This window comes from Isoptericola halotolerans, assembly GCF_003003075.1.
In the GTDB taxonomy this organism is placed as follows: Bacteria; Actinomycetota; Actinomycetes; order Actinomycetales; family Cellulomonadaceae; genus Isoptericola; species Isoptericola halotolerans_A.
In genome coordinates this window covers 59900-81325 of record NZ_PVTX01000009.1, presented here as the reverse complement: position 1 = coordinate 81325, position 21426 = coordinate 59900, and the positions used below count along the sequence as shown (strand labels likewise).

The 21426-nt window shown below is 73.8% G+C and carries 15 protein-coding genes; 8 read left to right on the top strand and 7 right to left on the bottom strand.

Annotated elements, in window-relative coordinates:
- Positions 1-4 precede the first annotated feature (4 nt).
- From BCL65_RS13425 to BCL65_RS13405, 5 genes are read left to right on the top strand one after another with little or no spacing between them, the layout of a single operon-like run.
- Positions 5-952, top strand: coding sequence for a carbohydrate ABC transporter permease (locus BCL65_RS13425; protein WP_106268853.1), 948 nt, complete (start codon positions 5-7; stop codon positions 950-952).
- Positions 949-1860: a carbohydrate ABC transporter permease gene (locus tag BCL65_RS13420; protein ID WP_106268851.1), complete on the top strand. Its 912-nt coding sequence runs from the start codon at positions 949-951 to the stop codon at positions 1858-1860. Before BCL65_RS13425 ends, BCL65_RS13420 begins: the two co-directional genes overlap by 4 nt.
- On the top strand, positions 1857-4424 hold the full coding sequence (locus BCL65_RS13415; RefSeq protein ID WP_106268849.1) for a glycoside hydrolase family 2 protein: 2568 nt from the start codon (positions 1857-1859) through the stop codon (positions 4422-4424). The genes BCL65_RS13420 and BCL65_RS13415 overlap by 4 nt, the downstream gene beginning before the upstream one ends.
- Positions 4421-5440, top strand: coding sequence for a glycoside hydrolase family 113 (locus BCL65_RS13410; RefSeq protein WP_445614933.1), 1020 nt, complete (start codon positions 4421-4423; stop codon positions 5438-5440). Before BCL65_RS13415 ends, BCL65_RS13410 begins: the two co-directional genes overlap by 4 nt.
- Positions 5437-7602, top strand: a complete 2166-nt coding sequence (locus BCL65_RS13405; protein ID WP_106268847.1) for an alpha-galactosidase — start codon at positions 5437-5439, stop codon at positions 7600-7602. Before BCL65_RS13410 ends, BCL65_RS13405 begins: the two co-directional genes overlap by 4 nt.
- Here the strand turns inward: BCL65_RS13405 and BCL65_RS13400 are convergent.
- The 5 genes from BCL65_RS13400 to glgX form a co-directional block, all read right to left on the bottom strand.
- On the bottom strand, positions 7586-8995 hold the full coding sequence (locus tag BCL65_RS13400; protein ID WP_106268845.1) for a phosphotransferase: 1410 nt from the start codon (positions 8993-8995) through the stop codon (positions 7586-7588). The genes BCL65_RS13405 and BCL65_RS13400 overlap by 17 nt on opposite strands.
- A complete protein-coding gene (gene treS / locus BCL65_RS13395; protein WP_106268843.1) occupies positions 8992-10806 on the bottom strand; it encodes a maltose alpha-D-glucosyltransferase in 1815 nt (604 codons plus the stop codon). The genes BCL65_RS13400 and treS overlap by 4 nt, the downstream gene beginning before the upstream one ends.
- Positions 10803-12866 (bottom strand): alpha-1,4-glucan--maltose-1-phosphate maltosyltransferase, encoded by a 2064-nt coding sequence (locus BCL65_RS13390; RefSeq protein WP_106268841.1) that lies wholly within the window; start codon positions 12864-12866, stop codon positions 10803-10805. Before BCL65_RS13390 ends, treS begins: the two co-directional genes overlap by 4 nt.
- A gap of 82 nt (positions 12867-12948) precedes the next feature.
- The gene (locus tag BCL65_RS13385; RefSeq protein WP_106268839.1) at positions 12949-14640 is read right to left on the bottom strand and encodes an FAD-binding dehydrogenase; all 1692 of its coding nucleotides are present in this window, start codon (positions 14638-14640) and stop codon (positions 12949-12951) included.
- A gap of 27 nt (positions 14641-14667) precedes the next feature.
- Complete coding sequence (gene glgX / locus BCL65_RS13380; protein WP_106268837.1) at positions 14668-16905, bottom strand: glycogen debranching protein GlgX; 2238 nt, start codon at positions 16903-16905, stop codon at positions 14668-14670.
- Between the two features lie 169 nt (positions 16906-17074).
- Here glgX and BCL65_RS13375 point away from each other — a divergent pair, with 169 nt between their 5' ends.
- From BCL65_RS13375 to BCL65_RS13365, 3 genes are read left to right on the top strand one after another with little or no spacing between them, the layout of a single operon-like run.
- Positions 17075-17878 carry an electron transfer flavoprotein subunit beta/FixA family protein gene (locus BCL65_RS13375; protein ID WP_106268835.1) on the top strand — a complete coding sequence of 268 codons (804 nt, stop codon included), beginning with the start codon at positions 17075-17077 and terminating at the stop codon, positions 17876-17878.
- Between the two features lie 14 nt (positions 17879-17892).
- Positions 17893-18879 carry an electron transfer flavoprotein subunit alpha/FixB family protein gene (locus BCL65_RS13370; protein ID WP_106268833.1) on the top strand — a complete coding sequence of 329 codons (987 nt, stop codon included), beginning with the start codon at positions 17893-17895 and terminating at the stop codon, positions 18877-18879.
- Positions 18879-20006, top strand: coding sequence for a HesA/MoeB/ThiF family protein (locus BCL65_RS13365; RefSeq protein WP_106268831.1), 1128 nt, complete (start codon positions 18879-18881; stop codon positions 20004-20006). The genes BCL65_RS13370 and BCL65_RS13365 overlap by 1 nt, the downstream gene beginning before the upstream one ends.
- Positions 20007-20095: 89 nt before the next feature.
- On the opposite strand, the gene BCL65_RS13360 is transcribed toward BCL65_RS13365, so the two are convergent.
- Entirely contained in the window at positions 20096-20335 is a 240-nt protein-coding gene (locus tag BCL65_RS13360) for a MoaD/ThiS family protein (protein ID WP_207767732.1), read from the bottom strand.
- Positions 20336-20341: 6 nt separating this feature from the next.
- Entirely contained in the window at positions 20342-21424 is a 1083-nt protein-coding gene (gene moaA / locus BCL65_RS13355) for a GTP 3',8-cyclase MoaA (RefSeq protein ID WP_106268828.1), read from the bottom strand.
- Positions 21425-21426 lie beyond the last annotated feature (2 nt).

The following is a 21426-nucleotide window of genomic DNA, read 5'->3' as shown; positions in this document are numbered from 1 at the left end:
CGCCATGTCGACGGTCTCGTCCCCGGTCCGTGGGGCGGCAGTCCGCACCACGGCCACCCCGCCCCCGGCGCCACGACGGCGCGGGCCGGGCCGCGGCTGGAGGGTCACGCCGTGGCTCTTCCTCGCGGCACCCCTCGGCCTGCTGGTGCTGTTCACGTACGTCCCCGTGGCCAACATGGTCTGGTACAGCTTCACGAGCTGGAACGGGATGGCGCCCGTCAAGGAACCCGTCGGGCTGGAGAACTACCAGCGGATCTTCACGGACCCGGACATGTTCAGCGTCTTCCTCGTGAGCCTGTACTACCTGGCGGGCGCCTTCCTGCAGCTCGGGCTCGCGCTGTACTTCGCGACGATCCTCAGCTTCCGCACCCGGGCACGGAACTTCTTCAAGGGGATCATCTTCTTCCCCTACCTGATCAACGGGGTCGCGATCGGCCTGGTGTTCCTGTTCTTCCTGCGCCCGGGCGGCACCCTGGACGCCCTGCTCGCCCTCGTCGGGGTCGCCGAGCCTCCCCAGTGGCTGGGGAACCCCGACCTGGCGAACGTCTCGTTGGCCTCGACCAGCGTGTGGCGCTACATGGGCCTCAACTTCGTGCTGTTCCTCGGGGCGATCCAGTCGATCCCGCACGAGCTCTACGAGGCGGCGGACCTCGACGGCGCCACGAGCTGGCAGAAGTTCCGCTACATCATCGCGCCGGGGATCAAGCAGGTGATCGGCCTGACCACGATCCTGGCGATCTCCGGGTCGCTGGCCGTGTTCGAGATCCCCTGGATCATGACCGGTGGGGCCAACGGCACCACGACGTTCGTCATCCAGACCGTCCAGCAGGCCTTCGAGTTCAAGAAGTTCGGTCTCGCGTCGGCGATGGCCGTGGTGCTGCTGCTCATCGTGCTGCTCATCACCTGGATCCAGCGCCGGATCTTCCCCGACGAGAAGGTGGACCTGACATGAGCACGACGACGCTTCCCGGGCGGACGGGTCCCGTCGAACGGACGGTGCTGCGGCTGCGGCACGGCGTGCGTGCGCTGCACCCGCTCCTCGGGCCCGTGGCCACCACCGCGAAGTACGCCAGCCTGGTCGTGGCCTGCGCCGCCGCGATCATCCCGCTGGTGACCGTCTTCATGGCGGCCTTCAAGACCAAGGAGGAGTTCGCGACCACCGACCCCCTCACCCCGCCGACGACCTGGACGAACCTCGACAACTTCGTCACGGCCTTCACCCAGGGCGGCATGGTGCAGGGGTTCGTCAACACCTCGATCATCCTCGTGGTGGCGCTCGTCGGCACCATCGTCATCGGCACGATGACGGCCTACGCCGTCGACCGCTTCGACTTCCGTGGACGGCGCCTGGTCATGGGCGCGTTCCTGCTCGCCACGCTCGTGCCGGCGGTCACCACGCAGGTCGCCACGTTCCAGGTGGTCAACGGCCTGGGGCTGTTCAACACCCGGTGGGCCGCGATCGTGCTGTTCACGGGGACCGACATCATCTCGATCTACATCTTCCTGCAGTTCATGCGGGGCATCTCGCGGTCGCTGGACGAGGCCGCGATGCTCGACGGCGCGAACCGCCTGACCATCTACGCACGGATCATCTTCCCGCTGCTGCGACCGGCGATCGCGACCGTCGTCATCGTCAAGGGCATCGCGATCTACAACGAGTACTACATCCCGTTCCTCTACATGCCCTCGCGCGACCTCGGCGTCGTCTCGACCTCGCTGTTCCGGTTCATGGGCCCGTTCGGCGCCCAGTGGGAGATCATCTCCGCCGGCGCCGTGCTCGTGATCGTCCCGACCCTCGTCGCGTTCCTCCTGCTGCAGCGGCAGATCTACAGCGGACTGACCTCCGGAGCCACCAAGTGACCCCCCCTTCCCCCCGCCGCACCGCACCGCTCCACACCGGGTGGACCGCCCGGAGCACGAGCCCCCGCGTCCCCGAGCACCTGGCCGAGCACCTCGCCGGCCCGGGGGTCGCGGCCACCGTGCCGGGCTGCATCCACACCGACCTCCTGGCCGCCGGGCTGATCCCCGACCCGTACCTCGACGACCACGAGCGCCTGCTCGGCTGGATCGGCCGGTGCGACTGGGAGTACACGACGACGTTCACGCACGCCGCCGGTCCGGACGACGCCCGCCACGAGCTGGCGTTCGACGGCCTGGACACCGTCGCGACCGTGCTGCTCAACGGCACCGAGGTCGCCCGCACCGCGAACCAGCACCGCTCCTACCGGTTCGACGTCACGGAGCTGCTGACCGACGGCGACAACGAGCTCGTGGTGCGGTTCACCGCCCCGGTGCCGTACGCCGACGCCCAGAGCCTCGCGCTCGGCCAGCGGCCCCAGGTCAACCACCACCCGTTCAACGCGATGCGCAAGATGGCGTCCAACTTCGGCTGGGACTGGGGGATCGACGTCGCCACCGTGGGCATCTGGCGCCCGGTGCGCCTCGAGTCGTGGCGCGCCGCTCGCCTCGGCGCGGTCCGCGTGCTCGCGACAGCGTCGTCGGGCACCGCGGAGACCGGCCGGGGGACCGGTCCGCGGACGCCGGACGACGGCGCTCGCGGGCACCTGGAGGTCCGCGCGGACGTGGCGGCGGCGCCCGGTGGGGTGGGCGGGACCGCCGACGTGTCGGTCCGGCTCGCCGGTCGCCAGGTCGACCTGACGGGTACCGCCGCCGTCCCCGCGAGCGGGGGGACCGCCGTCGTCCGCCTCGAGGTGCCCGACGTCGACCGTTGGTGGCCACGCGGGCACGGCGCCCAGCCGCTGTACGACGTCGAGGTGGGCCTCGCCGTCGGCGGCGCGGTCGTCGACACGTGGCGGGGCCGTACCGGCTTCCGCTCGACCCGGCTGGACCAGGTCCCGGACGACGACGGCACCTCGTTCACGCTGGTGGTCAACGACCGCCCGGTGTGGGTCAAGGGTGCCAACTGGATCCCGGACGACGCGTTCGTGCACCGCGTGGACCGGGCGCGGTACGCCCGCCGGCTCGACCAGGCCGAGCACGCGGGCATCAACCTGCTGCGCGTGTGGGGCGGTGGCACCTACGAGGCGGACGACTTCTACGAGCTGTGCGACGAGCGCGGCATCCTCACCTGGCAGGACTTCGCCTTCGCCTGCGCCGCCTACAGCGAGGACGAGCCGCTGCGCTCCGAGGTGGAGGCGGAGGCCCGCGAGAACGTCGCCCGGTTGACGCCGCACCCCTCGCTGGTGCTGTGGAACGGCTCCAACGAGAACGTCTGGGGCGTGCAGGAGTGGGGCTGGGAGCCCCTCCTGGAGGGGAGGTCGTGGGGATGGGGCTACTACTCCGAGCTGCTGCCGGCCGTCGTGGCCGAGGTCGACGGCACGCGGCCCTACACGCCGTCGTCGCCGTGGTCCGAGGACCCGGCCGTGCACCCGAACGACCCCGACCACGGCTCCATGCACTCCTGGGAGGTGTGGAACCGGCTGGACTGGACCCGCTACCGCGACGACGTCCCGCGGTTCATGGCGGAGTTCGGCTGGCAGGGGCCGCCGACGTGGGCGACGCTCACCCGCGCCGTCAGCGACGACCCGCTGACCCCCGAGTCACCCGGCATGCAGGTGCACCAGAAGGCGATGGAGGGCAACAAGAAGCTCAGCCTCGGGCTCGTGCCGCACCTCGCGCTGCCGGACGACATGGAGGACTGGCACTGGGCGATGTCGTGGAACCAGGCCACGGCGGTGCAGGTCGCCGTGGAGCACCTGCGCTCCTGGGCGCCGCGCTGCACGGGCTCGGTGGTGTGGCAGCTCAACGACTGCTGGCCGGTGACCTCCTGGGCGGCGGTGGACGGCGACGAGCGCCCGAAGCCCCTGCTGTTCGCGCTGCGGCACGCGCACGCCGACCGCCTCGTCACCGTGCAGCCTCGCCGGACGCACGGTCGCGACGGCCTCGCCGCGGTGCTCGTCAACGACAGCGACGAGCGCTGGACGGGCGACGTCGTCGTGCAGCGTCTCGACGACGCCGGCACGGAGCTCGCCAAGACCTGCGAGCGCGTGGACGTGGCGCCGCGTTCCGCGCACACGCTGCCGCTGCCCGACGACGTCGCCGGAGCGGGCGAGGCGGGCGGCGAGCTCGTCCGCGCCCACCTGGGCGACGTGCGCGGGCTGTGGTTCTTCGCCGAGCCGCGCGACTCGGCGCTCGCCACCCCCGTGCTCGAGACCACGGTGGAACCCACCGGTGACGGGTACCGGCTCCGGGTGCGGGCGCAGAACCTGGTGCGGGACCTGACGCTGCTCGCCGACAAGCTCCACCCGGACGCGCGCGTGGACGACCAGCTGGTCACGCTGCTGCCCGGCGAGGAGGTCGCCCTGCACGTCACGGTGCCCGACGGCGTCACGCTCGACGCCGAGGCGATGGTGGCCCCGACCGTCCTGCGCTCGCTCAACCAGCTCGTGGTGGCGGGCCGATGACCGGGCCGACGACCGGCCCGGTGACCGCGCCGGTGACCGGCCGGGCACCCGTGGTGCCGCTGCCCGGCGGCCCCGTGCTCGGGATGACGTGGGGCTGGACCGGGGTCCGTGGCACGTGGGCCACGCCGGAGGCCGAGCGGTCGATGGACGCGATGGTCGAGTCGCTGGCCACCACCTGGACGGCGGTGACGTACGCCGCCGAGCAGGCCACCGCGCAGTCCACCGAGATCCCGTTCCGGGACGCCCCGGCGCTCACGGACGACGAGGTGCGCTGGGCGGTGCGCGCGGCGAAGGCGCGCGGGCAGCGCGTGTGCCTCAAGCCGGTGGTCAACGTGGCCGACGGCACGTGGCGCGCCCACATCGGGTTCCTCGAGCCGGACGTGCCGCACGAACCGACGTGGTCGCAGTGGTTCGCCGCGTACACGGAGTTCGTGGTGCACCACGCCAGGATCGCGGCCGCCGAGGGTGCGGAGATGTTCTGCGTGGGCTGCGAGATGGTCCGCGCCGACGCCCACGCCGACCACTGGCGGGCCGTCGTCGCGGCCGTGCGCGAGGTCTACGACGGGTTGATCACCTACAACTGCGACAAGTACCAGGAGGACCGGCTGACCTGGTGGGACGCCGTCGACGTGATGAGCGCGTCCGGCTACTACCCGCTGGGGCAGTGGGAGGCGCAGCTCGACCGCATCGAGGAGGTCGTCGCCCGGGAGGGCAAGCCGTTCTTCTTCATGGAGACCGGCTGCCCCAGCCGGTCCGGCTCGGCGGCGCTGCCCAACGACTGGACCCTCGCCGGCGCGCCGGACCCCGCCGAGCAGGAGCGCTGGTACGCCGACATGCTCGCCGCCACGGCCGCGCGGCCCTGGGTGCAGGGCTGGGTGCTGTGGGACTGGCCCGCCGGACTCTACGCGCCGCAGGATGCGGCGACGGACGACGACTACTGCCCCTACGGCAAGCCGGCTGCCGACGTGATCGCGGCGACGTACCGCCGGCTCGGCGGGGGAGGCACGAGCGCATGAGCGGCCGCACCGGCCTGCACCACCTGCGTGCCGGCGGCGTCAGCCTCGTGCTCGACGTGGCCGACGGCCGCCTGCCGGTGGTCGTGCACTGGGGGACCGACCTCGGCGAGCTCACCGACGCCGAGCTGCGCGCGCTCGCCCTCGGCGTCGCGCCGCAGCCGTTCGGGTACCCCGTCGACGGGCCGATGCCCGTGTCCGTGCTGCCGGAGGCCTCGACCGGGTGGCCGGGCGTGCGCGGGGTGACCGGGCACCGGGCCGGGGCCGCGCCGTCGACCCGGTTCGCCGTCACGGCGGTCGAGCGCGACGAGCGCCCCGCACCGTGGGCGTCGGGCCTGACCGTCCACGCCACCGACGACGCGGCCGGGCTCGACCTGCGCCTGGAGATCGAGCAGGCGCACACCGGACTCCTCCGGCTACGGGCGGCCATCACCTCCCGCGCCGGCGACGTGTACGATCTGGCCGGCGTGCTGCCCGCGCTGCCCGTGCCCGCCCGGGCCACCGAGCTCCTCGACTTCACCGGTCACCAGCTCCGCGAGCGGGCCCCGCAGCGGCAGCCGTTCCCGCACGGCACGCACGAGCGCAGCGGGCACCGGGGGCGGCCCGGGTTCGACAGCGGGTTCCTCCTCTGCGCCGGCGAACCGGGGTTCGGCGCCCGGTCCGGTGAGGTCTGGGGCGTGCACCCTGGCTGGTCCGGCAACCAGCGGATGCTCGCCGAGCGGAGCCACCACGGCGTGTCCCTGCTGGCCGCCGGCGAGCTGCTCGAGCCCGGTGAGGTCCGGCTCGGACCCGACGAGAGCTATGTCTCGCCGTGGACGTACGCCACCTACGGGGTGGGGCTCGACGACGCCGGCGCGCGGGTGCACGACTGGCTGCGCGCCCGGCCCGAGCATCCCCGCAGCCCTCGCCCCGTGGTCGTCAACACGTGGGAGGCGGTCACGTTCGACCACTCCCTCGACCGGCTGACGGCGCTCGCGGACGCCGCCGCCGAGGTGGGCGCGGAACGGTTCGTCCTCGACGACGGCTGGTTCGGCGCGCGGCGCGACGACTCCACCGGGCTGGGCGACTGGACGGTGGCGCGCGACGTCTACCCCGACGGGCTGTGGCCGCTGGTGGACCACGTGCGCGCACTGGGCATGGACGTCGGCCTCTGGGTGGAGCCGGAGATGGTCAACCCCGACTCCGACCTCGCCCGCGCCCACCCCGAGTGGGTGCTCACCGGGGCGGGCGGGCGCCTGCCCGGCGCGGCCCGGAACCAGCAGGTCCTCGACCTCGCCGACCCGGGAGCGTTCGACCACGTGCTCGGCCGGCTCGACGCCCTGCTCGCCGAGTACCCGATCGCGTGCCTCAAGTGGGACCACAACCGGGAGGTCGGCGAGGCCGGGCTGCCGCCGTCGGGCCGCGGTGCCGTCCACGCCCAGACGCACGCCGTCCTGCGGCTGATGGACACGCTGCGCGCGCGGCACCCCGGGCTGGAGATCGAGACGTGCGCCTCGGGCGGCGCGCGCGTCGACCTCGGCATCCTGCAGCACACCGACCGGGTGTGGGCGTCGGACTCCACCGACGCCCACGAGCGCACCGCGATCCAGCGCTGGACCTCCCTGCTGGTGCCGTACGAGCTGCTCGGTGCGCACGTCTCCGCCCCCGTGGCGCCGACGTCGGACCGGGCGCTGCCCCTGGACTTCCGGTGCGCCGTCGCGCTGTTCGGGCACTTCGGCATCGAGTGGGACGTCACCGAGGCCGATGCGGCCGAGCGGCGGCGGCTGGCCGAGTGGGTGGCGCTCTTCCAGGAGCGGCGCGCGCTGCTGCACTCCGGCCGCGTGGTGCACGCGGACGTCCCGGACCCGGCCTACGACCTGCACGGCGTCGTCGCGCACGACGGTTCCGAGGCCCTGTACGCCTGGGTGTGCACGGCGTCGTCGGACACCTGGCCGCCACCGCCGGTACGGCTGCCGGGTCTGAGCGCGGACCGGACGTACCGCGTGGCGCTCGACGGCCCGGTGCGCGAGCTCGACGGCATCGCCGCCCGGTGGGGCGTGCCGCTGCCCTGGGTCGAGGCCGGGGGAGCGGAGCTGCCGGGTCGCGTCCTGGGCGAGGTGGGCCTGGCGATGCCGGTGCTGTTTCCCGACCGCGCGGTCCTGCTGCGGGTCACACCGGCCGGGTGAAGACCCGGTCGACGGCCCCGAGCGGGATGGGCAGCCAGTGCGGCCGGTGATGGGTCTCGTAGACCACCTCGTACAGCGCCTTGTCGAGGACCAGCGCCCGGAGCACCAGCTCCGCGGTGTCGTCCGTCATACCCGACGGCGGCACCCGCCCCGAGCGGTACCCGGTCAGGAACGCGCCGGTCGCCTCCGCCTGCCAGGTCGCCGGGTCCGGTGCGGCACCGACCGCGGCGGCGTAGTCGAACGATCGCAGCATCCCGGCGACGTCACGCCACGGCAGGTCCGGACGGGTCCGCTCGGCCACGGGGCGCTGCGGCTCGCCCTCGAAGTCGAGGACCTTCCACGCGCCGTCGCCGAACAGCGTCTGGCCGAGGTGCAGGTCGCCGTGGATGCGCTGGGTCGGGACGGGCTCGGCGAGGGCCCCCAGCCGCTCCTCGAGCGCGTCCAGCAGGGACGCGATCTCGCCGGTGTGGTCCGCCAGCGACGGCGCGTCGGCCACGGCGCGGGCCGCCCGGCCGCGCAGCCCGGCCACGAAGGCCGCGGCGTCGAGCGGAGGCCCGGTCGGCAGCACGCGCGCCATCCGTTCGTGCAGCTCGGCGACCAGCCGGCCGAGCGCCGTCGCATGGGCGGTGAAGGACTCGCCGCGGCTCGCGAGGTCGCACGCCAGCTCGAACCCGTCGACCGCGTGCGGCACGAGCTCGGACATGATCGCCAGGTGCACCGGCACCGGCACCGCCCCGTCGGCGTCGCCGGTCTCGATCTCGAGCGCGCCCAGGAACCGCGGCACACCGTCCCAGCCGTCCTCGGTCAGGGCCTGCGGCACCACGACGTCCGGGTGCGGCCCGTCCGCGACCGTCCGCAGGATCTTCAGCATCCCGCCCGCGCCTCCCGCCGACGGGACGCCCGGCAGGATCACCGAGGTGTTCGACTGCTCGCCGGCCAGCACGCGTCCGCGATCGGTCAGCGTCGTCGCGGGGCCCTCGATGCCCATCGCCCGTGCCAGGGTGAGCCAGCAGACCGGGTGCGCGCCGCCGTCGTGCACGGCGACGTCGCCGGACGACGTCGCCACCGTGTCGATGTACCCGGGTCCGGGCGCGGCCGGGTCGGAGAGCACGAGCGGCACCTGCACCGTGACGGCGCCGCCGGGCAGCGCGTCGCCCTCCAGCCGGGTGAGCAGCAGCACGACGTCCGCCGACGTCGCCTCGAGGGTCTCGCCGTCGGGCCCGGTGGTGGTCTCGCCGTCGTCGCCGGGGTCGAAGGTGACGGCCAGCCACGGCTCGGCGCGGACCTCGCCGCGCCCGGGGTACCAGCGCCGCGTGGGCAGCCACGTGGCCAGCAGGGCCTCGACGCTCGGGTCGGGTCCCTGCGCGGCTGCCCGCACGGCGAGATCGGTCATGACGACTCGCCTGCCCGCGTCGGCTCGGTCCGGTCCTTGGAGGGGTCGTCGGGCGGGGTGGCCACCAGCCAGTAGAAGTCGCGGGACCCCCACGAGAGACTCACGCGCCCGTCGGGGCCGACGTCCGGGAACTTCCCGCCACCGAACAGGTCGGTGAGCGACCAGCCCTCGAGACCCTCCAGCGTGATCGTCGCGGACCGCGCGGTGGCCGACAGGTTCGCCGCGACCACCAGCGTCTCGCCCTCCGTGCGGGTGAAGGCCAGGATCGCCTCGTCGTCGGCCTCGCACGCGGCGAAGGCCCCCGTGCCGAACGCCGGGTGGAGACGCCGGACGGCCAGCATGCCGTGCACCCAGTGCAGCAGCGACGACGGCTGCGCCAGCTGCGCCTCGACGTTCGTGTGCTGGTAGTGGTGCACCATCGACTGGATCAGCGGCAGGTAGAGCTTGCCCGGGTCGGACGTGGAGAAGCCCGCGTTGCGGTCCGGGGTCCACTGCATCGGGGTGCGCACGGCGTCGCGGTCCGGCAGCCAGATGTTGTCGCCCATGCCGATCTCGTCGCCGTAGTACAGGCACGGGCTGCCGGGCAGGGAGAGCAGCAGGGCGTGGACGAGCTCGATCTCCTTGCGCGAGTTGTCCAGCAACGGGGCGAGCCGACGGCGGATGCCCACGTTCGCGCGCATGCGCGGGTCGTGCGCGTACCAGCCGTACATGGCGGCGCGCTCCTCCGTGGAGACCATCTCCAGGGTGAGCTCGTCGTGGTTGCGCAGGAACGTGCTCCACTGGCCCCCCGGGGCGGGGATGTCCGGCGTGTCGGCCAGGATGTCCAGGAGCTGGTTGGCCCGCTGGTCCTTCACCGAGTAGAAGATGCGCGGCATGACCGGGAAGTGGAAGCACATGTGGCACTCGGGCTCCTCGTCGGTGCCGAAGTACTCCACGACGTCGCGCGGCCACTGGTTGGCCTCGGCCAGCATGATCCGGCCGGGGAACTCGTCGTCGATCATCCGCCGTACCTGGCGCAGGAACTGGTGCGTGCGGGGCAGGTTCTCGCAGTTGGTGCCCTCCTCCTCGAAGAGGTAGGGCACGGCGTCGAGGCGGAAACCGTCCACGCCGATCCGCAGCCAGAACCGGGCGACGTCGATCATCGCCTGCGTCACCTTGGGGTTCTCGAAGTTGAGGTCCGGCTGGTGGTGGAAGAACCGGTGCCAGTAGTACTGCCGGCGCACCGGGTCGAACGTCCAGTTCGACGTCTCGGTGTCGACGAAGATGATCCGCGCGTCCTCGTAGCGCGTGTCGTCCTCGGACCACACGTAGAAGTCGCCGTACGGTCCCTCGGGGTCCGAGCGGGACGCCTGGAACCACGGGTGCTGGTCGCTCGTGTGGTTCATGACCAGGTCGATCACCACGCGGATGCCGCGGGCGTGCGCCGCCTCGATGAGGCGCTGGAAGTCCTGCAGCGTGCCGTACTGGGGGGCGATCGCCGTGAAGTCCGCGACGTCGTAGCCGCCGTCGCGCTGCGGCGACGGGTAGAACGGAGGCAGCCACAGGCAGTCGACCCCGAGCCACTGCAGGTAGTCGAGCCGGTCGGCGATCCCGCGCAGGTCGCCCGAGCCGGCCCCCTCGGTGTCGGAGAAGGCGCGGACGATGACCTCGTAGAAGACCGCCTTGCGGTACCAGTCCGGGTCGTCGCTCAGGCCCGGCTTGGCCAGCGGCGGCGGCTCCGGCTGCTGGCGCGGGGGCAGCGCCTGCACGGGGATCTGCCGGGTGATGGGGCGGGGGACCTCGACGCCACCGGCGCTCACGGACGCGTTCATGCCGGACCGATCCTCAGGAGATGGGCCACCTGCTGCTGGGGGTCCAGGCGGACGTACGGATGCTCTCCCCAGGGGTAGGACTCCCCGGAGAGCAGGTCGTGCGCCGTGAAGAACGGCTGGTCCTCCACGCCGTCGGGTCGGGTCAGGCCCAGGGCCTCGAGGTCCAGGAGCACGGTCGACTCCTGCACCTGGTGCGGGTCGAGCGTCAGCACGACGAGGACGACGTCGTCCTGGGTGGCACCGGGGTGGCCGGTGGCCGGCAGGTGCTCGGCCCGGACCCGGCGGGAGAATGCCACGACCTGGTCGTTGGTGGTCGGGTGGACGGCGAGGTTGCGCAGCTGCTGCAGGGCGGGGTGCGCGCGGCGGATCTCGTTGAGGCGCCCCAGGAGCATCGAGATGCCGATCTCGTCGGCCCGCCCCCAGTCCCGTGGCCGGTACTCGTACTTCTCGTTGTCGATCTGCTCGTCGGCGCCGGGCCGGGGCACGTCCTCGACCAGCTCGTAGCCGGAGTAGATCCCCCAGGTGGGGGCGCCGGTCGCCGCGAGGACCGCGCGGATCGCGAAGCCCGCGACGCCGCTCTGCTGCAGGTACGGCGGCAGGATGTCGTGGGTGGTCGGCCAGAAGCTGGGCCGCATCACCGACCCGGCCTCGCCCGAGACCTCCTCGAGGTACTCGAGCACCTCCTCCTTGGTGTTGCGCCAGGTGAAGTACGTGTACGACTGGTGGAAGCCGATCCGGGCGAGGGTGGCCATCATGGCGGGTTTCGTGAACGCCTCCGACAGGAAGATCACGTCCGGGTCGGTCGCGTGGACCTCCGCCAGCAGCCACTCCCAGAAGTCCAGGGGCTTGGTGTGCGGGTTGTCCACGCGGAACAGCGTGACGCCGCGGTCGATCCACCGCCGCACGACGCGCAGGACCTCGGCGTAGATGCCGGCCGGGTCCCTGTCGAAGTTCAGCGGGTAGATGTCCTGGTACTTCTTGGGCGGGTTCTCGGCGTACGCGATCGACCCGTCGGCGCGGACGGTGAACCACTCCGGGTGCTCGGTGACCCAGGGGTGGTCGGGCGAGCACTGGAGCGCCAGGTCGAGCGCCACCTCCAGGCCGTTCTCCCGGGCCTCCGCGACGAACGCCTTGAAGCCGCGCTCCGTCCCGAGCTCCGGGTGGATGGCGTCGTGCCCGCCCTCCGGCGAACCGATCGCGTAGGGGCTGCCCGGGTCGCCGGGCTGGGCGTCGAGCGTGTTGTTGCGGCCCTTGCGGAACGTGGTGCCGATGGGGTGGATCGGGGTGAGGTAGACGACGTCGAACCCCATGGCCGCGATGGCGGGCAGCCGCTTCGCCGCGGAGACGAACGTCCCCGACCGCCAGGTGCCGTCGCGCCGCTGCGTGGCGCCCTCGGACCGGGGGAACATCTCGTACCAGGCGCCGGCCAGCGCCAGACGCCGGTGGACGCGCAGGGGATAGGTGGCGCTCGGGCTCATGAGGCGCCGCAGCGGGATGCGCCGCAGCGCGTCCCGGACGTCGTGGGTGGTGGCCATCGCGAGGCGCGCCTCTGCGGGGCGGGTGGTGTCGGCGAGCTCGCGGGCCACGTCGGCGAGCAGCGCGGCGTCCTGCGGGGTCCGGCGTCGCTGGAGGCTCTTGACGGTGATCTGCTCGAAGAGCCGCGCGCCCTCGGCGAGCATGAGGTCGACGTCCTGCCCGGCACCGACCTTGATCGTCGCGTCGTGCGCCCACGTGGCGTAGGGGTCCGACCAGGCCTCGACCCGGAACGACCAGTCGCCCGTGTCGTCGGGCTGGAGGAACCCGCGGAACCGGTCGAGACCCGGTGCGACGTCCTCCATCGGTGCCCACGAGTGGACCCGGCCGTCCGGGCCGAACAGGACGGCGGTGGCGGCCACGGCGTCGTGCCCCTCGCGGAACACCGTCGCCTCGACGGGCACGACCTCGCCGGGGGTGGCCTTGGCGGGCCACCTGCCTCCCTCGACGACGGGGGAGACCTCGATGACAGGGATGCGTCCGATGGGCCGGGGCGGTGCTGGCTGGGGCGACGTCACAGCCCCCACGCTAGTCACGGCGTCGCTGGTCTGCGCGACAACATGCCCGGAGAACCTGGTCCGGTACCTGCTGTTCACGAGCCGCACCAGGTCAGACGGCGGCCAGCGCACGCCCCGTGACGCGCCCCGTGTGCAGGCAACCGCCCAGGAAGGTGCCCTCGAGCGCCCGGTGCCCGTGCACCCCGCCGCCGCCGAACCCGGCCGCCTCACCGACGGCCCACAGCCCGTCCAGGACGGACCCGTCGGGCCTCAGCACCCGGCCCGACGGGTCGCACCACAGGCCACCGAGCGTCTTGCGCGTCAGCACCGAGAGCCGGACGGCGAGCAGCGGCCCGTCCTTCGGCGTCGTGAGGGGTCGGGGCGGGGACACGCGGATCATCTTGTCGACCCGGAAGTCCCGAGCCGCCCGGGTGGCCACCACCTGGGGGTCCTTGCCGAGCCCCGAGGCCACCTGCGCGTCCCGGGCGCGGACGACGGCGGCCAGGGCGGCCGGGTCCACGTGCCCGGTCGAGCCCGGGGTCGCCTCGGTGAGCGCGTTCATCGCGCCGGCGAGCTCCTCGGGGGTGTCCGCCCAGAGGAACTCGGGGGACTCGCGGGCGAACCGGGCGACCGGTCCCACGGCGCCCGGCAGCACCCGCTGGGCGAGCAGCCGGACGTCCTTCCCGGTCAGGTCGGGGTTCTGCTCCGACCCGGACAGGGCGAACTCCGAGTCCATGATGGCCTTGTTGAGGACGAACCAGGAGTGGTCGTCACCGCGCCGGGTGACGTGCTGCAGCGCGCCGAGGGCGTCGAACCCCGGGAACAGGGGCGCGGGCAGGCGCCGGCCGTCGGCGTCCAGCCACAGCGAGGACGGTCCCGGCAGGATGCGGATGCCGTGGTTCGTCCAGACCGGGGAGTGGTTGGTGATGCCCTCGGGGTAGTGCCACATGCGGTCCTCGTGCACCAGGGCGGCGCCGGCGTCGGCGGCGTGGCCCAGCATCAGGCCGTCGGTGGAGTCGGGGACGCCGGAGAGCATGCGCGCCGGCAGCGTGCCCGCCGCGCGGTCCCACCGGGACCGCGCCAGCTCGTGGTTGGCCCCGATGCCGCCCGAGGCGACGACGACGGCGCCGGCCGAGATCTCCTCGGTGCCCACCACCTCGCGGGTGCTGGGAGCGCCCCGCACCGCGTCGTCGTCGGCCAGGACCTCGGCCCGGACGCCGGTGACGCGCCCGTCCGTCAGGACGAGCTCGACGGCCCGACGGCGGAAGCGCAGGTCGAGCCGTCCGGCCGACCGGGCCTCCAGCGCCGCCTGGACGAAGGGCTCGATGATGGCGGGGCCGGTACCCCACGTGACGTGGAAGCGCGGCACGGTGTTGCCGTGGGCGGTGCCGTGGTCCGGACCGAAGGCGTACCCGCCCCGCTCGGCCCACTGCACCAGCGGGAACCAGCGGACGCCCTTGGCGTGCAACCACGAGCGCAGGTCGCCGCTCGCCGTCTCCACGAAGTGCTGCGCCCAGGCGTACCCGTGCCGGTCGGGACCCTCCCCGCGCTCGGCACCCGGCGCGAACCGGGCCGACCCGAGCCAGTCCGCCCACGCGAGCTCGGCGCTGTCGTGGACCCCGAGGCGACGCTGCTCCGGGGAGTCGACGAGGAACAGCCCGCCGAAGGACCACCACGCCTGGCCACCGAGCGAGGCCTCGGGCTCCTGGTCGAGCAGCACCACCCGGCGTCCCGCGGCGGTGAGCTCGGTGGCGGTGACCAGGCCCGACAGACCGGCCCCGATGACGATGACGTCGGCGTCCATGCCCGCAGTCTGCCAGAGCGGGGCGCGTCAGCGGCGGGCGACCAGCACGTCGACGCTGAGCGACTCCAGCACCACGTGGCCGGGCTCGGCGGCCTCGTCGGCCTGCTCGGGGCCCTCCGGCGTGTCCCACGTCGAGCTCCAGACGCGTTCCCACGGACCGGCACCCGTCAAGGGCTCGGGCAGCGTCACGTCGGCGTCCTCCAGCCCGCCGTTGATCACGAGCAGCACGTCGGCCTCGCCCGCGTCCGGACCCGGCCGGAGCATCTGGATGATCCGGCGGCCCTGCACGGCCCAGGCGTCGTGGTCCATCGACGTGCCGGAGTCGTCGAACCAGAGCAGGTCGGGCACCTCCTCGCCGGGCCGGGGGGACCCCAGGAAGAACGACTCCGCCCGGAGCGCGGCGTGCTCGGCCCGCAGGCCGGTGAGGAACCGGGCCGTGGCCAGCAGGTCGCGGCCCGCCGGGTCCAGGTCCCAGCCCAGCCACGAGACGGGCGAGTCCTGGGTGTAGGCGTTGTTGTTCCCGCCCTGGCTGCGGCCCAGCTCGTCCCCGGCCGTCAGCATGGGCGTGCCCGCCGCGAGCAGGAGCGTCGCGAGCAGGTTGCGCTGCGAGCGCCGGCGCAGCGGCACGACGGCGGACCACGGCTCGGTCGCGGCGTCGTCGCCACCCGGTGCGTGCCCCTCCACGCCGTGGTTCCAGGAGCGGTTGTCGTCGGTGCCGTCGCGGTTGTCCTCGCCGTTGGCCTCGTTGTGCTTGCGGTCGAACGCCACCAGGTCGGCGAGGGTGAAGCCGTCGTGCGCGGTGACGTAGTTGACCGACGCGACCGGCCCGCGCATCAGCGGCGGGTCGGAGTGCCCGAACAGGTCCGCCGACCCGGCCAGCCGGGTGGTCAGCTCCCGCATGCCGAACATCGCCTCGCCGCGGGAGCCCCGCTGGGGGGCCTCGAGCCAGAACGACCGGACCGCGTTGCGGAACCGGTCGTTCCACTCGGCCATCGGCGCGGGGAACTGGCCGGTCTGCCAGCCGCCGGGGCCCACGTCCCACGGTTCGGCGACGAGCTTGAGCCCGGAGAGCACCGGGTCCGTCTGCAGCGCGACCAGGAACGGGTGGTCGGGCGTGAAGCCCTCGTGGTCGCGGCCCAGGGTCACCGCCAGGTCGAACCGGAATCCGTCCACCCCGACGACGTCCGCCCAGTAGCGCAGGGAGTCCAGGGTCAGCTGGACCACCCGGTGCCGGCGGAAGTCGAGCGTGTTGCCGGTCCCGGTGACGTCGGCGAGCGCGGCCGGGCTGGCGCCGTCGTGCAGGTAGTAGAGCGGGTTGTCGAGGCCGCGCCACGAGAGGAACAGCGCGTCGTCGCCGCCCTCGCAGGTGTGGTTGTAGACGACGTCGAGCAGCACCTCGATCCCGGCCTCGTGCAGGAGGTGCACCATGCCGCGCACCTCGTCCAGGACCGCCGCCGGGCCGGCCTCCTGCGCGGCGCGCGTGGCGTACCCGGCGTGCGGGGCGAAGAACCCCATCGTCGAGTAGCCCCAGTAGTTGGTCAGGCCCCGGCCTGCCAGCCACGGCTCCGCCGTCGAGGCATGGATCGGCAGCAGCTCGAGCGTCGTCACGCCGAGGGACGTCAGGTGCTCGATCATGGCCGGGTGCGCCACGCCCGCGTAGGTGCCCCGGAGCTCCTCGGGGACCTCGGGGTGCTGCTGCGTCAGGCCGCGCACGTGCGCCTCGTAGACCACGGTGTCGGCCCAGGGGATCCGCGGCCGCGTCAGCGGGGGTGCCTCGGGCAGCCCGTCCAGGACGACCGCGTGGGGGACGAACGGCAGCGAGTCCTGCTCGTCGGGCCCGCCGTCGTCGTCCGCACCGCCGCGCAGCGTCGCCGGGACGTACGCGAGGTCGCCGACGTAGCCGCGGGCGTACGGGTCCAGCAACAGCTTGGCCGGGTTGTGCCGCATGCCGGCGCCGGGGTCCCACGACCCGTGGGCGCGGAAGCCGTAGCGCTGGCCGGGCGGGACGTCGGGGACGTGCCCGTGCCAGACGCCGTAGGTGGGTCCGTCCAGGGTGACGCGACGCTCGGCGTAGCGTGCCGGGTCGTGCTGGTCCTTCTCGGGGGCCACGACGTCGATCAGGCACAGCTCGACGCCCGACGCGTGCGAGGCCAGCACCGCGACGTCGATGCCGCCGTCGCGGGTGGTGCGCACACCGAGGGGCGGGACGTGGCTGCGCGTCCGGTTGGGGCGGGTCAGCGGGGTGACCTTGGGGCGGGCCTGCATGGGCCCATCCTGGACCAGAGCACCGACAGCGACGAGCGGAGCCCCGCCGCACGGCGCGTCGCGCGATGCGGACGACGGCGGTCCGGACGGTCGCGGCCGAGTAGGCTCGGGCGAGGCGGCCCCGGCCGCCAGCGTCCACCCGTCGAGCACCTGGATCGGAAGGTTCCCCGTGCGCATCGCCGTTCTCGTGAAGTACGTGCCGGACATCAACGCCGAGCGGCGGTTCGAGGACTGTCGCGTCGTGCGCGACCCGGCGGAGGGCACGCTCAACGAGCTCGACGAGAACGCGCTCGAGGCCGCCCTGCGGATCGTCGAGGCGCTGCCCGACGACGAGCGCGAGGCGAGCGAGGTCGTCGCTCTCACCGTGGCCCCGCCGGAGGGCGACATCGCGGTGCGCAAGTCGTTCCAGATGGGCGTGGACCGCGGCGTCCGCGTCTCCGACGACGCCCTGGCCGGCTCCGACTACTTCGGCACGACGGCGGCCCTGGCGGCCGCGGTCCGCCGGCTGGAGGCCGACGGCCCGGTCGACCTGGTCGTGACCGGGATGGCGGCCCTCGACGGGCTCGGCTCCGTGGTGCCCGCGCTGCTCGCCGCCGAGCTGGGCCGACCGGCGCTCACCTTCGCGAAGAAGGTCGCCGTCGAGGGCGGGACCCTCGAGATCACCCGCGAGACGGACGAGGCGACCGAGACGCTGTCGGCGCCCCTGCCCGCCGTGCTGTCGGTCGCGGACACCGCGAACACGCCGCGGTTCCCGAACTTCAAGCTCATCATGGCCGCGCGGACCAAGCAGATCGAGACCTGGTCCGCCGCCGACCTGGACCTGGACCTCGCCGCGGTCGGCGCCGCCGGTGCCCGCACCGAGACGACGCAGGCCGCCCCACGCCCGGAGAAGCCCGAGGTGGAGCTCGTCCAGGACAAGGGCTCGGGCGGCCAGGCCCTGGCCGAGTTCCTCATCCGCAACGACCTGGTCTGAACGGAGACCCCGACATGTCTGCGCCCACGCACAACCGCACCGTGCTGGTCCTGCTCGACCCCGCCACCGAGGTCCGCTCGAGCGTCCTCGAGCTGCTGACCGTCGCCCGGTCGCTGGGCCGCGTCGAGGCGGTCACGCTCGAGGCCCCCACCGTCGAGGCGCTCGCGCAGCTCGGTGCCTACGGCGTCGAGACCGTCCACCAGGCCGAGCTCCCGCCGTCCGCGCAGGGGCAGGCCCGCCACCTGCCCGCCGTGGTCGCGGCGACCCTCGCGGCCGCCGTCCGGCTGACCGACGCCGACGTCGTGCTGGCACCGTCGTCGTTCGCCGCCAAAGAGGCGGCCGCGCTGGCCGCCCGCGAGCTCGGGGCCGGCGTCGTCATCGACGCGGCGAGCGTCAGCCAGGACGACGAGGGCCGCGTCGTCGCCGGCAAGCGCGTCTTCGCCGGGTCGTGGGACACCACCAGCGTGGTCCGCACCGCCGTGGCCGTGGTGACGGTCCGGGCCAACTCCGTGGTCCCCCAGCCCGCCGACACCGCGGTCAGCACCGACGTCGAGGGGTTCGCCGTGGCGGTCGACGGCGCCCTGCCGACGGTCGTGGAGCGCACGCCCACCGAGCGCGACGCCGCCCGGCCCACCCTCGAGGAGGCGGCGGTCGTCGTGGCCGGCGGCCGCGGGACCGGGGGCGACTTCGGGCCCGTCACCGAGCTGGCCGACGCCCTCGGTGCGGCCGTCGGTGCGTCCCGCGACGCCGTGTTCGAGGGGTGGTTCGACCGCTACGTCGGCCAGACAGGAGTCACCGTCGCGCCCCGCCTGTACATCGGTGCGGGGATCTCCGGTGCCCCGCACCACCGGGGCGGCATGCAGGCCTCGCAGGTGGTCGTCGCGGTCAACAACGACCCCGAGGCGCCGATCTTCGAGATCTGCGACTTCGCCGTCGTCGGCGACCTCGCCGAGGTGCTCCCGCAGGCCGCCGAGATCATCCGGGCGCACAAGGAGCAGTAGTGCCGCTCGACCCGGTGGTGCCGCAGGACCGGTCGGCCGGCCCGCTGCCGCCCGAGGAACGGCGGAGGGCCGCACGCCACCTGCTGCTCGAGGGTTTCGGCCGCGCGGCGCAGGAGCGGCTCGCCGCGGCGCGGGTGCTGGTGGTCGGCGCCGGCGGGCTCGGCTCGCCGGCGCTGCAGTACCTGGCCGCCGCCGGTGTCGGCACGATGGGCGTGGTCGACGACGACGTCGTCGAGCTGTCGAACCTGCAGCGACAGGTCCTCCACGGCGAGGACACCGTCGGCACGCCCAAGACGGCGTCCGCGGCGCGTGCCCTGCGACGCCTGGCGCCCGAGGTGGAGGTCGTCGAGCACCGCGAACGCCTCGACGCGTCGAACGCGCGCCGGGTCCTGGCCGGCTACGACGTCGTCGTGGACGGCTGCGACACGTTCGCCACCCGCTACGCCGTCTCCGACGCCGCGGCCGCGCTGGGCCTGCCCGTCGTGTGGGGGACGGTGCTCGGCTGGGACGGTCAGGTCGCCGTGTGGTGGTCGGCGGCGCCCGACGGTCGGTCGATCACCTACCCGGACGTCTTCGGTCCGCAGCCCGCCGCCGAGGGCGAGTCCTGCGCGACGGTCGGGGTGCTGTCCCCGGCGTGCGGCGTCGTCGGCGCCACCCTGGCGGTGGAGGCCGTCAAGCTGCTCACCGGCACGGGCGAGCCGGCGCTGGGGCGGTTGCTGTCGTACGACGCGCGGACGTCGACGTGGGACGAGGTGCCGCTGGCGCCGGCCGCGGGGGCGTCGGTGGAGGAGTCGGACGCGGCCGCATCCCGTTCCTCGTCGCGTTCACGGGCGCGGGGCGCTTCCGGCGGCGCCGGCGAGGGCGCGGAGGGGGCGCTGGTGGTGGACGTGTCGCTCGTGGCCGGGGATGGGCCTGAGGGTTCCGTGTGGGTGCGGTTGGAGGACCTGGCCGGGGGCGAGTACCCGCCGGAGCTGGCGGCCCACCCGAAGGACGCCCCCGTCGTCGTGGTGTGCCCCTACGGCCTGCGGTCGCGCGGCGCGGCGACGCTGCTCGCGGGCGACGGCTGGACGGCCGTCGAGTCCCGGCCGCTGCGTCCCGGCGTCGCGGACCGCTCGCCCGACGCATGATCGGTTCGGCAGGACGTGACCGGTTCGGCACGAAGGAGTGCCGAACTGGTCACCTCGTGCCGAACCGATCCCTCGGATCCTTGGACGGGTCAGCCGCCCGCGAAGGGCGGCAGCAGGTCGATCCGTGACCCGTCGGGGACGACGTCGGTCGGCGCGGCCCGGCGTCCGTCCAGCAGCACCGCGCAGCGGGCGAGCACCGGCCCCGCCTCTGGCGAGCCCTGCGCGACGAGGCCGACGACGTCGCCGACGGTGGCGCCGTCGGGCACGGCCAGCGCGTCCTGCGAGCGTCCCAGGGCCGCCCGCGCGGCGGCGAAGTAGCGCAGCTCCACCACGGCCTAGCCTCCGATCGCGCTCATGGTCCGCTCGGGCTGGGTGAACGACGGGTCGTCCATGCCGTGCCCGGCGCCCTTGCCCCACATGGCGGTGCGCCACAGGTCGGCCAGCTCGGCGTCGGAGGCGCCGGCACGCAGCGGGCCGAGGAGGTCCGACTCGTCGTGCGCGAACAGGCAGTCGCGCACGCCACCCTCGGCCGTGAGGCGGGTGCGGCGGCAGTCGGCGCAGAACGGCTCGGTGACCGAGGCGATGATGCCGACCCGGCCGAGCCGCTCGCCGGTCGCGAGCGAGCGGACCGCGAACCGTTCGGCAGGGGCGCCGTCACGCGGCTCGTCGTCGGGCGCCAGCGCGAAACGGCGGCCCAGCAGCTCGCGCACCTCGGCCGCGGTCACCATGGCGGACCGGTCCCACGAGTGGTCCGCGTCCAGGGGCATCTGCTCGATGAAGCGCAGCTCGAACCCACGCTCCAGCGACCAGGCCAGCAGGTCGGCGGCGTGGTCGAGGTTGACCCCGCGCACCAGGACGGCGTTGATCTTGACGAGGTCGAACACGCGTGCGGCGGCGTCGATCCCGGCGAGGGTGCGCTCGAGGAACGGGCGCCGGGCCAGGGTGGCGAACGTGTCCGGGTCGAGGGTGTCGAGGGAGACGTTGACGCGGTCCAGCCCCGCGTCGCGCAAGGCGTCGGCCCGCGCGTCGAGCCCGACGGCGTTGGTGGTCAGGCTGATCTCGGGCCGGTGCTCCAGGGCCGCCACGTCCTGGACGATCTCGACCAGGTCGCGGCGCAGCAGCGGCTCCCCGCCGGTGAACCGCACCTGGCGCACCCCGAGCTCGCGGGTCGCGACCCCGACGAGCCGGGCGATCTCCGCCCGGGTCATGACCGAGTCCTTCGGCAGCGCGGGCAGGCCCTCGGCAGGCATGCAGTAGGTGCAGCGCAGGTTGCAGCGGTCGGTCAGGGAGACGCGCAGGTCCGTGGCCACGCGCCCGTACCGGTCCACCAGACCGGCCGTGGCGGGTCGGTCGGGGGGCAGCGTGGCGTCCTGCCAGGGGGTGGGGATCGACGGGATCCCGAGGTCGACGGGTGGCACGG